Genomic DNA, 13,701 nt, shown 5'->3' with positions numbered 1-13,701 from the left:
ATCCGGCCTAACCGACGTAAAAAAGCCCGCTAAGCGGGCTTTTTGTATCTCTGATCCACTGAATCAGAAGGATTAATCAGTACAACCTGACATCAATTAGGCGATATCTTCCGCCACTTCCGGCTCAGCATCTTCCACGCTGTCACCAGCAGCCATCTTGTCGACACACATCGCCAGCGCACCATCACCGGTTACGTTACATGCAGTACCGAAACCATCTTGTGCCAAGTGCAGCGCAATCTGCAGACCAAGCATCGCTTCGCTAAAGCCGAGCATGGTACCCAGCAGACCCAGCGCCGCCATCACCGCACCACCCGGCGCACCTGGTGCAGCCACCATGGTGATACCCAGCATCATAATAAATGGCAGCATCTCACTCAAAGATGGCAGGTGAGCATAACCGCTCATCAGCATCACAGCACAAGCTACAGTCACGATACTGATAGCAGAGCCCGCCATGTGGATATTTGCACACAGTGGCACCACAAAGTTCGCAATGCCTTTGCTGGTTCCGGCCACTTGCGCTTGGCGCAGCGTTACTGGCAGGGTTGCCGCCGAAGACATGGTTCCCAGCGCGGTAAAGTAAGCCGGCATCATGTTTTTCAGCAGGAACAGCGGTGAACGCTTAACGATAGCGCCAGTGGTAATGAACTGGAATGCCAGCCACAACCAGTGCAGCACAACCACCAGCACCAGTACCAGACTGAATGTCTTCAATGTGGCGAACACGGTGCCCTGTACGGTCATATCGGCAAAAACACCGGCGATATAGAACGGCAGCGCCGGGATCATGCACTTGCTCAGCAGCAGTTCAATGATGTCACGGCCTTGGTCGCTCAGCTTTTTCATTTCGCTGCTGCCGGTGGACACAATGCCCAGACCGAACACGAATGCCAGCACCAGTGCACTCATCACGCCCATCACTGGCGGGATTTGCAGAGTCATCAGTGGCTCTAACTTACGTACCGGCTCCGCCAGCGTACCAGCATGGCTCAGCAATGATGGCAGGATCTGGATTGAAGCAAAGTAAGCCAAGAAACCCGCACCTACCGTGGAGGCATAGGCCAAGCCAACGGTTTTGCCGAGCAATTTACCGGAGTTCTTCGGCAAACTGGCAATACCGCTGGTAACAAAAAACAGGATCAATAGCGGGATGGTAAAACCAATCATCTGGCTGATCAGCACCTTGGCGGTGATCAGTACACGGATAAACAGATCTGGTGCAAAAAGGCCGCAAAGTACACCGAAAGCAATACCTGCCAGCAAGCGTAAAATCAACTTCATCGTTCCCTCTCTAATAATAACAGCATGTGGGGCATCGGATTTAGGGCGCCTTTTTAGCATGCAGGAAAAATTAAATCTGCCTTAAATAGTGAAAAAATTCGGTTTAATCATAAAGTTTATCACTAAACGCTAAATATGAACGTTTCAGCTCAAATTTATGAAGATTTTAAACCGTGTTTATATTGCATTTAAAAAAGGCCGGCTGGCCGCCCCATAGGCCATCGCTAGTCACCGTGTCATATAAAACAGCTTCATATGTAACACGATGTACGAACCCAGCATGAATATAAAAAAAGCCAGCATAACTATGCTGGCCTGATCGGTGGGATGCGTACAATCTAAATGTCGATTAACGTTCCCAGTAGGACTCTTCCAAGCTGTCTTCGCGCTCTGGCAGACCACGAGTCAAACGTGGTGAGTGCTGGTTCAGCACTTGATAGCTCACGCGGTTAGCGTATTTACACAGTTGAGCCAGTGAGGAATAGCTCATAAAGGTGCGCATATGCTTGCTGGAGTTCGGAACGTTATTACGGTGATACTGATTTGCGGCCATGTCATGCAAAATCGATGACAACGCGGCATCTCCGGCACCATTGGTGTTCATGATTTTTTCTGGGCCGCCCATGTACGGGGAGATGTGCGAGTAAATCCGCTTTGGATTTTCACACGCCTCACGATGCATCGGACGGCTGAACTCGTACAGGTTAAACTCAGGGATCACCCCTGGCAGCAGCGGATGCTGAGTCTGACGCAGCGTGCTTTCATCGGTATAACCGGCCATGTACAGGCCGACAGGACCGGCAGTACACAGCACCAGATCAACCCAATCCAGCGCCTTATCTGAGGCCGCCAGCGGATCTTCGATACCGGTCAGCGCTGCCGCTTCTTCTTCATTCATCGCCACCACATCAATGTGATCACGCAGGAAGTCACGCCACCACTGAGGGTTTTCTTCAATCAAGATCTTGGTGCCCAGCGTCAATACCACTGGCACACCGTACTGCTTGGCATAACCGATAGCACGCATAGTAGCGTCAGACATCGGCTCACCCGGCTTGCAACGCAGCAAGTAAGAGGTCAGTACCAGCGCTGAAGCGCCAGCAATCACTTCCTCAGGAATGCTTTCTGGATTCAGGTGGTTCATCATGCCTGGGCTGATCGCAAATGTACGTTCGCCATTTTCGGAGATCAGCGCAAAGCAGCGACCAATAGGGCCATCAACCGGTTGCAGGTAGTCCAGATCCAAGCGGCTGGAGGTGTTGCACAGATAACGGTACGCATAGCCACCGATTTCGATGTGACTGCACATGACGCCCAGCATGATGGATTTATCATCGGCCAGAACGGAGTAGTTGTGCAGCGTATTGCCGATCGTGCCGCCGGCAAATTCGTGGGTGATCAGATCACGCTCTTTCAGTTCTTTGTACAGGGCTTCAGCAACATCATCTTCAATCAGTGAAGAGTGACCTTTGCTCAGGTTGTAACGGCTAAGAAAATCCTCATCGACTCGCGCTTCAATATCAACCAGCGTCTGGTCAATACCGACCACATAGGCGGTGCTGATTTCACTTTCAGCAGCTCGCATCTGGTTGATTAACAGCGGATCGCGGGCACTGACAGGAAAGTAATGCTTGGATTTACGTTGACCGGGAAATTTCATCGTTCAGATCCAGAAAGAGGCGTTGGACAATCAGCTAGAACGCGAATTCTATCACAGAAAGCTGCAAACAAAATGATGAAAGCACGGATCGCGCAACAAGCTAAACCAAGGCAAAGGCCGTACAGACGCTGTCAGACCCGATACGGGGACGCTCACATCCCCTCTTCACTTTAATCCCCAACGCTTGATTGTTCACCTATACCGCACTTAGGGCTGCGCGATACCGTTTTTACACTACATCTCGTTCTGTACGAGGTGATACATCAGCTCAATGTGTGCCCGATCATCATTGAGTGCCGCCACATAAGTAAACTGCTCGCCGCCGGCTTGCAAAAACGTATGCTGATTTTGCTCAGCAATCTCTTCCAAGGTTTCCAAACAGTCCGCCGCGAAACCCGGACAAACTACGGCAATCTTGCGCACGCCCTGCGCTGGCCAAGCGGTGAGAGTCTGATCAGTATAGGGCTTTAACCACTCTTCGCGGCCAAAACGTGATTGGTAACTCAGCTGCCATTGCTCTGGCGTCAACCCCAACTCATCGGCGACCGCCTGCGCCGTCACTTCACATTGACGTGCGTACTCATCACCTTCATCAACATAGCGCTGCGGCAAACCGTGGAACGAAAACAGCAGTTTATCCGGCCAATCCCCCGAATCTTGCGCCGGTAAGCTGCGACGCAACTTTTCAGCTAACGCAGCAATATAGTGCGGGTTATCGTGGTAATCGCGAATAAAACGAATCGCAGGCAGATTACGACGCGTACGCAGCGCCTTACTCAGCCCATCCCACACTGCAGCGGTGGTTGAGCTCGAATACTGCGGAAATAGCGGTAACACCGTGAGATGAGTGACACCTTGCGCTTGCAACGCATCTAAGGCCTGTGCGATTGAAGGCTGACCGTAAGTCATGCCAAGTTCCACCGGACAGGCCATCTCTCGCTCGGCCAAGAGCTGAATCAGCGCCGCTTGTTGACGACGGGAAAAAGCTAACAACGGCGAGCCGTCGTCTGTCCACACCGATTGGTACAAACGCGCCACGCGCGGGGAGCGCAACGGCAAAATGATCCCATGTAGTAGCGGACACCACAGCCAACGGCTCATGTCGACCACACGATGATCATGCAGAAACTCGCTCAGATAACGTCTGACGGCCGCTGGAGTTGGTGCATCCGGCGTGCCAAGGTTAACCAGTAAGATACCGTGCTGTTTCTCGCTCATTGCCACTCCTTGTCATAGGTCTATGGCTATTATGCCCTGCCGGCTAGGCGGATGCAGCACAAACCGCTAAGGACGCGGCAATTTATTAGTACGTTGATATCCCTATATTTTCACGGGTTTTATTCTGATTTTCGAAAGGCTAAGGCTGTATTTATTCGATGTGTTGATGACGGGAATTGCGGTGACTTAGGTGGTGCTGTAAACAAAAAAACGGCCCGTCATTTGACAGGCCGTTGGTATGCTACTTTTTTACGCTGCGGCTTTTCCCCGATAACGCGTCAATCACGCGTAGAGGCTCAAGCGCACTAGGGGATTAACCCAGAATTTGCGCCAGCTCTTGACTTACCGCGTCAACATTGCGGGTACCGTCCAGCTTGAAGTAACGGGTGTTACCCGCATCAGCTTCTTTGGTGTAGTAAGCCACCAATGGCTCGGTTTGCTCGTGGTAAATGGCCAGACGCTTACGCACGGTTTCCGCTTCGTCATCCGCACGGATGATCAGGTCTTCACCGGTTACATCATCTTTGCCTTCCACTTTCGGCGGGTTGTATACCACGTGGTACACACGGCCAGAAGCTGGGTGTACGCGGCGGCCACTCATACGCTCAACGATCACTTGATCCGGCACGTCGAATTCCAGAACGAAATCAACATCGATACCGGCTTCTTTCATGGCATCAGCCTGAGGAATGGTACGTGGGAAACCGTCCAGCAGGAAACCGTTACGGCAATCTTCTTGCGCGATACGCTCTTTAACCAGAGAAATGATCAGCTCATCAGTAACCAGCTGACCGGCGTCCATGATGGCTTTTGCTTGCAGACCCAGTTCAGTGCCCGCTTTTACTGCAGCACGCAGCATGTCACCGGTGGAGATTTGCGGGATCCCGTACTTCTCCATGATGAATTGAGCCTGAGTTCCTTTACCTGCACCTGGAGCACCGAGCAGAATGATGCGCATGGATGATTCCTCTAATTAGCAATAAATTCAGTGAAGGGTAGTAATTTTTTAGGGATAAACCATACCACTCCCAGCAAGCGGATCTCAAGAACGAAGCCTGCTATCGCAGCTCAGGGGGATAGAAAAGCGGTTAGTTTGCTGAAATATTCAGCATCCCTTTAAAATAAAACGCCGCCCGTCCTCAGACAAGCGGCGTTTTTCAGCTTATACGGATTTAATCCAGCAAGTTGGCGCTATTATGCCATCAGCAGTTGGTTCATGCGGCGCACGAACGCACTTGGATCTTCCAGACTGCCGCGCTCAGCCAGCATGGCCTGCTCCAGCAGCAACTCAACCCAGTCATTAAACTGCACTTCGTCAGCGGTATCCGCCACTTTTTTCACCAATGCGTGCTCTGGGTTAATCTCGAACACGTATTTAATCTCTGGCGCTTTTTGACCGGCAGCGGCAAACAGTTTTGCCATCTGAGTGGTCATTTCATCAGATTCAGTGGTAACCAGCGCTGGAGTATCGGTCAGACGGTGAGTCAGACGCACGTCTTTCACGCGCTCGCCCAGATAGCCCTTCACGCGCTCAACAAAGGAGCTGAATTCAGCGTCGGCTTCTTTCTGCTTCGCTTCTTCTTCCTTGTCCGCCAGTGCGCCCAGATCCAAATCAGCTTTAGTAACAGACTGGAACTGCTTGCCATCGAACTCGGTCAGGTAGCTCATCATCCACTCGTCGATACGATCGGAGAGCAGCAGAACTTCGATACCTTTCTTACGGAACAGCTCCAGATGCGGGCTGTGTTTCGCGGCAGCGTAGCTGTCGGCAGTGATGTAGAAGATCTTCTCCTGACCTTCTTTCATGCGGCTGACGTAATCGGTCAGTGACACATTTTGTACATCGCTGTCGTTGTGGGTAGAGGCAAAGCGCAACAGCTTAGCAATCGCTTCTTTGTTGCTGAAATCTTCGGCTGGGCCTTCTTTCAGCACCAAACCAAACTCGTTCCAGAAGGTTTGATACTTCTCAGCATCATCTTTGGCCAGTTTTTCCAGCATCTGCAGTACACGCTTGGTGCAAGCACTACGCAAGTTCTGAGTAATGCGGTTATCCTGCAGAATTTCACGCGATACGTTCAGCGGCAGATCGTTAGAGTCAATCAGACCACGCACGAAGCGTAGGTAGGTTGGCATGAACTGCTCAGCGTCATCCATAATAAACACGCGCTGTACGTACAGCTTCAGGCCGTGTTTATGATCACGGTTCCACATATCCCACGGTGCGTGCGATGGGATATACAGCAAGCTGGTGTATTCCTGCTTACCTTCCACACGGTTGTGGCTCCAGATCATTGGTTCGGAGAAGTCGTGCGAAATGTGTTTGTAGAATTCTTTGTACTCGTCGTCAGAAACGTCGGCTTTGCTGCGGGTCCACAGGGCTTGTGCCTTGTTGATTTTCTCCCACTTCAGCTCGCCTTCGCTGCCATCTTCGTTATGCTCGCGAGTTTGGATCTCAACCGGCAGGCTGATGTGATCAGAGTATTTGCCGATGATGGTGCGCAGACGCCAGTCATCCAAGAACTCTTTTTCATCATCACGCAGGTGCAGAATGATGTCAGTACCGCGATCGGCTTTGGTGATATCGGCAACGGTATAGTCACCTTCACCGCTAGACTCCCAGAATACGCCCTCTTCCGGCTTAGCGCCGGCAGCGCGGGTGCGTACGGTTACTTTGTCGGCCACAATGAAGGCAGAGTAGAAGCCCACACCGAATTGACCAATCAGCTGGCTGTCTTTCGCTTGATCAGAGCCGATAGACTCCAAAAACGCTTTGGTGCCGGACTTGGCAATGGTGCCCAAGTGATCAATCACTTCAGCACGCGTCATACCGATGCCGTTATCACTGATAGTGATGGTGCCCGCGTCTTTATCTACTGACAAACGTACATGCAAGTCGCCCTGACCTTCATACAGATCGGGCTGAGACAGCGCACGGAAACGCAATTTATCCGCCGCATCGGAGGCGTTGGAGATCAGCTCACGCAGGAAGATTTCTTTATTGGAATAGAGTGAGTGGATCATCAGTTGCAGCAGTTGCTTAACTTCTGACTGAAAACCGCGCGTTTCTTGCGCTTTCATGGTGGTATCTTGTGACATTGCAAATCCTCGTATCAACAGATAGCAAAAAACCTCGATGTGAAATAAGTGGGGACAGGAAAATCAATTTCAAGGGGCTAATTTTGCTGGATTATTAAATTTCATCTGCAATTGGCGAATTAATACGCGCTAACGCACTATAGCGTAAAGATATGGCGTACAGATTTGCAGAATTTTGCCGGCGCGTGACGAGTACGGGGTAAGCAAGCCGGTATAGATACCGACAAGAAAATAAGACAAGAAAAAAGGAAGACCGAAGTCTTCCTTTTACATAATCAACACAATCAGAACTTGATGGGATGACGTCCGGCTAAAGAGTGGGACAGCGTAGTGCCATCCACCATTTCCAGCTCGCCGCCCACCGGCACGCCATGGGCGATCCGGCTAGCTAAGACGCCGTGCATCGCACAAAGCTCGGCGATGAAGTTCGCTGTCGCATCCCCTTCCACGGTCGGATTGGTTGCCAAGATCACTTCACTGACTTGCTCTTGCGCCAAACGCTCTTCCAGCCGATCCAGACCAATATCGTCTGGACCAATGCCATCAAGTGGCGACAAGTGGCCCATCAGCACAAAGTAACGACCGGAGTATTGCCCGGTCTGTTCAATCGCCTGAATATCGGCCGGACTTTCCACCACGCAAATCTGCTGGCTCTTTTGCCGACGCGGATTGCTACAGATAGTACACACATCCGCTTCGGTAAAGGTCCGGCAATCGTTGCAGTGGCCAATTTCCGACATCGCGCGAGTGAGCGTCTGCGCTAAACGCATGCCACCACTGCGATCACGCTGCAACAGGTGGAACGCCATCCGCTGTGCGGATTTCGGCCCCACCCCGGACAAGCAACGCAGGGCTTCCATCAGTGAATCTAAAAGCGGGCTGGTATTTGCCATCAGTCCGCCAATCAGAATGGCATCTTGAAGCCAGGTGGCAGTTGCATACCGCCAGTAACCTGCGCCATTTTCTCTTTCTGGGTTTCTTCGATACGACGAGCGGCATCATTAAATGCTGCTGCGATCAGGTCTTCCAGCATCTCTTTGTCGTCTTCCATCAGGCTTTCGTCAATGGTCACGCGACGGCAGTTGTGTGCGCCGTTGATGGTGACTTTGACCAGACCGGCACCAGATTCACCGGTCACTTCCAGCTGGGCAATCTCTTCTTGCATTTTCTGCATACGATCTTGCATTTGCTGGGCTTGCTTCATCAGGTTGCCAAGACCACCTTTACCACCAAACATAGTGCTCTCTCTTTTAATCAGGGGTTAAGCCAAAAGCGGCAGAATTACAAATTGCGAAATTATAGCCACATTACCGCTGTAAGCTTACAACGGTCGGATGCTGTCATCTTCCAAATCTGCGCCGAATAAACGGCGCAGTTGCAGGATATTTTTATCATCCTGTAACGACTGACGCGCCTGCGCCAGCTTTTCATCATAAATCGCCTGTCTAATCTCAAGCGGAGTCAGACGGGTTTTATCATCATTTTCGATAATTTCAAGCGTTACCGGTGCGCCCGCCAATTGGCTCAGCGCCTCGCTTAACTGTTCTTTGGCGCGATCGGTGTTCAAATGCCGCTGCGATGAGCGCAGTAACAAACGAACCTGCCCGGGTGCAGGCTCCTCTTTTACCGCATTTAAGGCCAGCTGTTCCACCAATTTCGCCACGTTCAGCTTTTCAATTTGCGCCGACCAGCTATCACGCTCACAGGCTTCGTGCGCCAGCTTCAGCGCCATTTCTGGCGTTTTTTCGTGCTCCAGTGACGAGCGCACGACATCGGGTGTCACCACCTCTGGTGCTTCTTCTACTGGATTAACCGGCTTCCAGCGATAAGCTTCCGGCTTTTTGGCTTTGCTGCTCACGGCGCTATCTGCCGTTCGCGGCCCCGCACTCGGACGCACACGTTGCTCACCGGCGGCGGCTAAGCGCTCCAGTGGCGAAGGTTTATTCCCGGCCGGTCGCAGGGTTACGGCTGCTGCAACCGGCGTCGTTTTTTTTGTGCTAGTGCCCTCACCCGCCGAAGGCTCGGCATGCCGCTGACGGCGCAGTTGCGCACGGGCTTGCAAGGCCTGTAACGCTGGCGAATCAGCACTCCCTGCAGGGAAGCCAGCAACTGGCGCGCTATCTCCCATTGGTGCAGGTACGGTAGCGCTAGGCTCCATTGCCGCAGGCGCAGCCGCTGGTGGCATACTCGGTGCTACACGCCCCGCAGCGACATGCGACGATGCTGGATACGACGGCGCTTGTGAGGGTGGCATAGGTGCTTGCTGCGTTTGCTGCATTTGCATTGGCGCTTGCGCAGGCATATGCCCACTTTGCATCGCCGATGCGGCTGGCATGGCGGCCGTGTTCACTGGTGCGGAGTGATGCGCTGGCGCTGCATTCGTTGGCGCAATGTGAGTAGGTGCGGCATTGGATACCGGTGCACGGCTTGGACTCTGACCGGCTGCCGCCATGGCATCAAAAGTACCAGACGCTACCGGCGTGCTCACTTTTTTTGGATGAAAAGCCAATGCGCGCAGGAAAGTCATTTCAGTGCCACTGCGACGATCCGGCGCTAACAGCAGCTCTTTACGGCCCACCAGCAAGGTCTGATAAAACAGTTGAATATCCTGCGGCGAAACGGTTCGCGCCAACTCACGCAAGCGAACGGCATACGGGTCGGCCTCTTCCAGCGTACCTGGCAGCAATTGCGCCATCGCCACGCGATGTAAAATCGCTGATGTCTCCACCAGCAAAGCTTCCCAATCGGTACCTCGCTCGGCTGCTTGCTGCAACAGCAGCATAACCTGCTCGGCATCGCCGCGATGCAAGGCTTCCACCAACGCCAACGGCTGATCGGCATCCAAGGTGCCCAACATATGGGAAACACCCGTGGCGGTCACATCACCACCGCCCATGGCAATGGCTTGGTCAGCCAGACTGAGCGCATCACGCATGCTGCCTTCCGCTGCGCGCGCCAGTTGCAGCAATGCACGCGCTTCAAACGGGATGGCTTCGGCGGTCAGAACTTTTTCCAATTGGGCACGGATCTGATCCGGATCCAGTGCTTTTAGATGAAACTGCAAACAGCGCGATAAGATCGTCACCGGTAATTTTTGCGGATCCGTGGTCGCCAGCAAGAATTTCACGTACTCCGGCGGCTCTTCCAGCGTCTTAAGCAGCGCGTTAAAGCTGTGACGCGAGAGCATGTGCACTTCGTCGATCAGATAGACCTTGAAGCGGCCTCGCACCGGGGTGTACTGCACATTATCTAGCAGCTCACGGGTATCTTCGATCTTGGTGCGGGAAGCGGCGTCAATCTCCAGCAGGTCAACAAAACGCCCTTCATCAATTTCGCGGCAAGTTTCACACACGCCACATGGCGTAGCCGTGATACCGGTTTCGCAGTTCAGCCCTTTGGCGAACAAACGGGCGATAGAGGTTTTCCCTACCCCGCGCGTACCGGAAAAGAGATATGCATGGTGCAGACGGCCCAGCGATAAACCGTTCGCCAGCGCGGTCAGTACGTGCTCCTGACCCACTACTTCTGCAAAATTATGTGGACGCCACTTACGGGCTAAAACCTGATAACTCATCGGCACCGGAAGACTGAATAAAACGAGACAGTAATACTATCACAGAAAGCGGAAAAACCGTGTCCCAACCGCAGACAGGCTTCTCACTCAAGTGATATTCACGATAAAAAAACAGGGACTTTCTCGCGAAAGCCCCTGTTTTCTAGATTTTTATCCTAACGCGCACGGTTTAGTTACCGCCGCATATCCGGATTAATGACCTTCGAAGTCAACCAGACTGAAGGTATTGATGCCCATGCCTTCCAGACGCTTCTGGCCACCCAGATCTGGCAGGTTGATGATGAATGCAGCATCAGTCACTTCACCGCCCAGACGACGGATCAGCTTCGCGGTCGCTTCAATGGTACCGCCAGTCGCCAGCAGATCATCAATCACCAGCACTTTATCACCCGGAACAATGGCATCAACGTGCATTTCCAGTGTGTCAGTGCCGTATTCCAGCGCATAGCTTTCCGCGATCACTTCACGTGGCAGTTTGCCCGGCTTACGCACAGGAACAAAACCAACACCCATCTCCAACGCTACCGGCGCACCGAAGATAAAACCGCGTGACTCAGTGCCCACCACTTTGGTGAAGCCTTGATCACGATAGCGGTCAACAATCAGACGGATACTGGCAGCAAATGCCTCTGGAACTTCCAGCATGCTGGTCACATCACGGAACAAAATGCCCTGCTTCGGGTAATCCGCAATAGTTTTAATACTGTCTTTAATTAATTGACGTGTTTGCTCGGTCATATCAGTTAGTCCGCTGTACAGGAGGGATCCACAAAACCACACTCGGCATGCCGGCTCCCGCCCCGTCCCCTGACAAAAGAGGCCGTTGACACCATTGAGCCTGACCGCGTGCGCGCAGAATGAATTTCAAAAGAGCAGAATCTAGACAAACCGGAAGCAGATTGCAATGGGTTAAATTAAATCTCCGGCCTTCTGTCTACATCTTACCCATAGCAACTAAACTTTGATTGCGACCTGATCGCTTTCAGATAACCAACGCCACAATGGCGCAACAAACCACCATTACGCGCAACCTCATTAACGCGCGCCGAAAGTTGATTTGTAACACTATCTTGCAGCAGGTTGTGATTTGGGTCTCATACGTGTAAACGATGGTGTCTAAAAAAAAATACGCGTCCTGCACAACACAATAATTTATACACAGAGGTTAACGTGTCGATCAGCGAATCACTCAAACAACCCAAATCGTTTTATCTGATTTTTTCGGTCGAACTCTGGGAACGCTTCGGCTTTTATGGCTTACAGGGCATTCTGGCTGTTTATCTGGTCCAAGAACTGAAATTAAGTGAAACGCATTCATTTGCACTGTTTTCATCCTTCATCGCGCTGGTGTACGGTCTGGTTGCCGTTGGTGGCTGGTTGGGTGATAAAGTGCTGGGCACTAAACGTCTGATTATCTTGGGTGCACTCACCCTGATGGTTGGCTACGCGATGATTGCCTTTTCTGGAAATCATCTGATGTGGGTTTATCTTGGCCTGGGTACCATTGCCGTTGGTAACGGGCTATTTAAAGCCAACCCGTCGTCTTTGCTGTCTAAGTGTTATGACAAGCATGACCCGCGTCTCGACGGTGCTTTCACCCTGTATTACATGTCGATCAACATCGGCTCCTTTGTCTCTATGCTGATCACCCCGTATCTGGCCTCTCGCTATGGCTGGAATGTGGCGTTCTCGCTCAGCGTATTGGGTCTGCTGCTGACCATCATCAACTTCTTGCTGATGAAAGGTTGGGTTAAGCAATACGGCTCAACACCGGATTTCGCACCGGTTAACCGTCGTCACCTGCTGTATGTGATTATCGGTACCGTGATTGCTTGCTTCGTCTCAGGTTGGGTACTGGAGCACATCATTGTGGCGCACATTGCGCTGGCACTGGTTTCTGCCGGTATCATCTTGATTTTCATTCGTGAAACCTTTGCGCTGACCGGTGCGGCGCGCCGCAAAATGATCGTGGCCTTTGTGCTGATGCTGGAAGCGGTAATTTTCTTTGTGCTGTATAGCCAAATGCCGCTGTCGTTGAACTTCTTTGCCATTCACAACACCGTGCATAGTCTGTTCGGTATTACCGTTGAGCCTGAACAGTTCCAGTCACTGAACCCATTTTGGATCATGGCGGCCAGCCCAATCTTAGCCATTATTTATCACCGTTTAGGCGATAAATTACCGATGCCACACAAATTCGCTATCGGTATGATCTTATGCTCCGGTGCGTTCCTGATCCTGTACATGAGTACTCTGTACGCCAATGCCGCCGGTCTGGTTTCCGCCAACTGGCTGGTACTGAGCTACTTGCTGCAAAGTGTCGGGGAATTGCTGATTTCCGGCTTAGGCTTGGCAATGGTGGCACAATTGGTTCCACAGCGTCTGATGGGCTTTATCATGGGTGCATGGTTCCTGACTTCAGCGGGTGCATCGGTCATTGCCGGTTATGTGGCGAGCCTGACTGCCACTCCGGGTGAAGTGAAAGATCCACTGGTGTCACTGCATGTTTACGGCCATGTGTTCTTGCAAATCGGTATTGTCACCGCGGTCATTGCGGTACTGATGGTGCTCACTGCGCCGCGTCTGAACCGCATGACTCACAGTACCGCCGAGGAAGTCAAAGCCGCTTAAGATGTAGGTAAACGCTTCTCGACTGTATCCTTTCGAGTCTTTTTATGAGGAGCACTGTTCTGATAAGGAAAAGGCGGATAAGCGAAAGGATAGAGACAAGCGACCACAAAAAAACGCCGGTATTTTTACCGGCGTTTTTTTATCGCTATGAATCTCATCCATATGCACTCACCTAGAACCCCAGAGGATGAGTAAAAAGTAAGGCATTATTGATGTGATAAAGAGGCGATATAAAAGA

Annotated in this window: 10 protein-coding genes; 1 reads left to right on the top strand and 9 read right to left on the bottom strand. The window is 51.9% G+C overall.

Annotation, left to right across the window (positions count from 1 at the left end):
* Positions 1 to 96: 96 nt before the first annotated feature.
* From LQ901_RS03765 to apt, 9 genes are all read right to left on the bottom strand, one after another.
* Complete coding sequence (locus LQ901_RS03765) at positions 97 to 1,284, bottom strand: dicarboxylate/amino acid:cation symporter (protein ID WP_010864087.1); 1,188 nt, start codon at positions 1,282 to 1,284, stop codon at positions 97 to 99.
* Between the two features lie 349 nt (positions 1,285 to 1,633).
* Positions 1,634 to 2,944, bottom strand: a complete 1,311-nt coding sequence (locus tag LQ901_RS03760) for an inosine/guanosine kinase (RefSeq protein ID WP_010864088.1) — start codon at positions 2,942 to 2,944, stop codon at positions 1,634 to 1,636.
* A 234-nt stretch (positions 2,945 to 3,178) separates the two neighbouring features.
* A complete protein-coding gene (hemH, locus tag LQ901_RS03755) occupies positions 3,179 to 4,162 on the bottom strand; it encodes a ferrochelatase (protein WP_064977995.1) in 984 nt (327 codons plus the stop codon).
* A gap of 313 nt (positions 4,163 to 4,475) precedes the next feature.
* Positions 4,476 to 5,120, bottom strand: a complete 645-nt coding sequence (gene adk / locus LQ901_RS03750) for an adenylate kinase (RefSeq protein WP_010864090.1) — start codon at positions 5,118 to 5,120, stop codon at positions 4,476 to 4,478.
* 236 nt (positions 5,121 to 5,356) lie between these two features.
* Positions 5,357 to 7,240, bottom strand: coding sequence for a molecular chaperone HtpG (gene htpG / locus LQ901_RS03745; RefSeq protein WP_064978495.1), 1,884 nt, complete (start codon positions 7,238 to 7,240; stop codon positions 5,357 to 5,359).
* A 302-nt stretch (positions 7,241 to 7,542) separates the two neighbouring features.
* Complete coding sequence (recR, locus tag LQ901_RS03740; protein ID WP_233671977.1) at positions 7,543 to 8,151, bottom strand: recombination mediator RecR; 609 nt, start codon at positions 8,149 to 8,151, stop codon at positions 7,543 to 7,545.
* Positions 8,152 to 8,162: 11 nt separating this feature from the next.
* Positions 8,163 to 8,495: a YbaB/EbfC family nucleoid-associated protein gene (locus LQ901_RS03735; RefSeq protein WP_010864093.1), complete on the bottom strand. Its 333-nt coding sequence runs from the start codon at positions 8,493 to 8,495 to the stop codon at positions 8,163 to 8,165.
* Positions 8,496 to 8,579: 84 nt separating this feature from the next.
* Positions 8,580 to 10,832, bottom strand: a complete 2,253-nt coding sequence (gene dnaX / locus LQ901_RS03730) for a DNA polymerase III subunit gamma/tau (protein WP_064977996.1) — start codon at positions 10,830 to 10,832, stop codon at positions 8,580 to 8,582.
* 192 nt (positions 10,833 to 11,024) lie between these two features.
* A complete protein-coding gene (gene apt / locus LQ901_RS03725) occupies positions 11,025 to 11,570 on the bottom strand; it encodes an adenine phosphoribosyltransferase (protein WP_010864096.1) in 546 nt (181 codons plus the stop codon).
* Positions 11,571 to 12,002: 432 nt separating this feature from the next.
* Between apt and dtpA the strand changes: the two genes are divergently transcribed.
* Complete coding sequence (gene dtpA / locus LQ901_RS03720; RefSeq protein WP_010864097.1) at positions 12,003 to 13,463, top strand: dipeptide/tripeptide permease DtpA; 1,461 nt, start codon at positions 12,003 to 12,005, stop codon at positions 13,461 to 13,463.
* Positions 13,464 to 13,701: the final 238 nt, after the last annotated feature.

This window comes from Plesiomonas sp. PI-19, from assembly GCF_021368255.1.
GTDB lineage: Bacteria > Pseudomonadota > Gammaproteobacteria > Enterobacterales > CAMTGL01 > Plesiomonas > Plesiomonas shigelloides.
The sequence above is the reverse complement of the archived record's forward strand: the minus strand, read 5'-3'. Positions and strand labels throughout refer to the sequence as shown.

What these genes read in the sequence shown, in the direction of transcription:
- LQ901_RS03765 (WP_010864087.1), bottom strand. Translation starts at nt 1,284, where the DNA reads ATGAAGTTGATTTTACGCTTGCTGGCAGGTATTGCTTTCGGTGTACTT.
- LQ901_RS03760 (WP_010864088.1), bottom strand. Translation starts at nt 2,944, where the DNA reads ATGAAATTTCCCGGTCAACGTAAATCCAAGCATTACTTTCCTGTCAGT.
- hemH (WP_064977995.1), bottom strand. Translation starts at nt 4,162, where the DNA reads ATGAGCGAGAAACAGCACGGTATCTTACTGGTTAACCTTGGCACGCCG.
- adk (WP_010864090.1), bottom strand. Translation starts at nt 5,120, where the DNA reads ATGCGCATCATTCTGCTCGGTGCTCCAGGTGCAGGTAAAGGAACTCAG.
- htpG (WP_064978495.1), bottom strand. Translation starts at nt 7,240, where the DNA reads ATGAAAGCGCAAGAAACGCGCGGTTTTCAGTCAGAAGTTAAGCAACTG.
- recR (WP_233671977.1), bottom strand. Translation starts at nt 8,151, where the DNA reads ATGGCAAATACCAGCCCGCTTTTAGATTCACTGATGGAAGCCCTGCGT.
- LQ901_RS03735 (WP_010864093.1), bottom strand. Translation starts at nt 8,495, where the DNA reads ATGTTTGGTGGTAAAGGTGGTCTTGGCAACCTGATGAAGCAAGCCCAG.
- dnaX (WP_064977996.1), bottom strand. Translation starts at nt 10,832, where the DNA reads ATGAGTTATCAGGTTTTAGCCCGTAAGTGGCGTCCACATAATTTTGCA.
- apt (WP_010864096.1), bottom strand. Translation starts at nt 11,570, where the DNA reads ATGACCGAGCAAACACGTCAATTAATTAAAGACAGTATTAAAACTATT.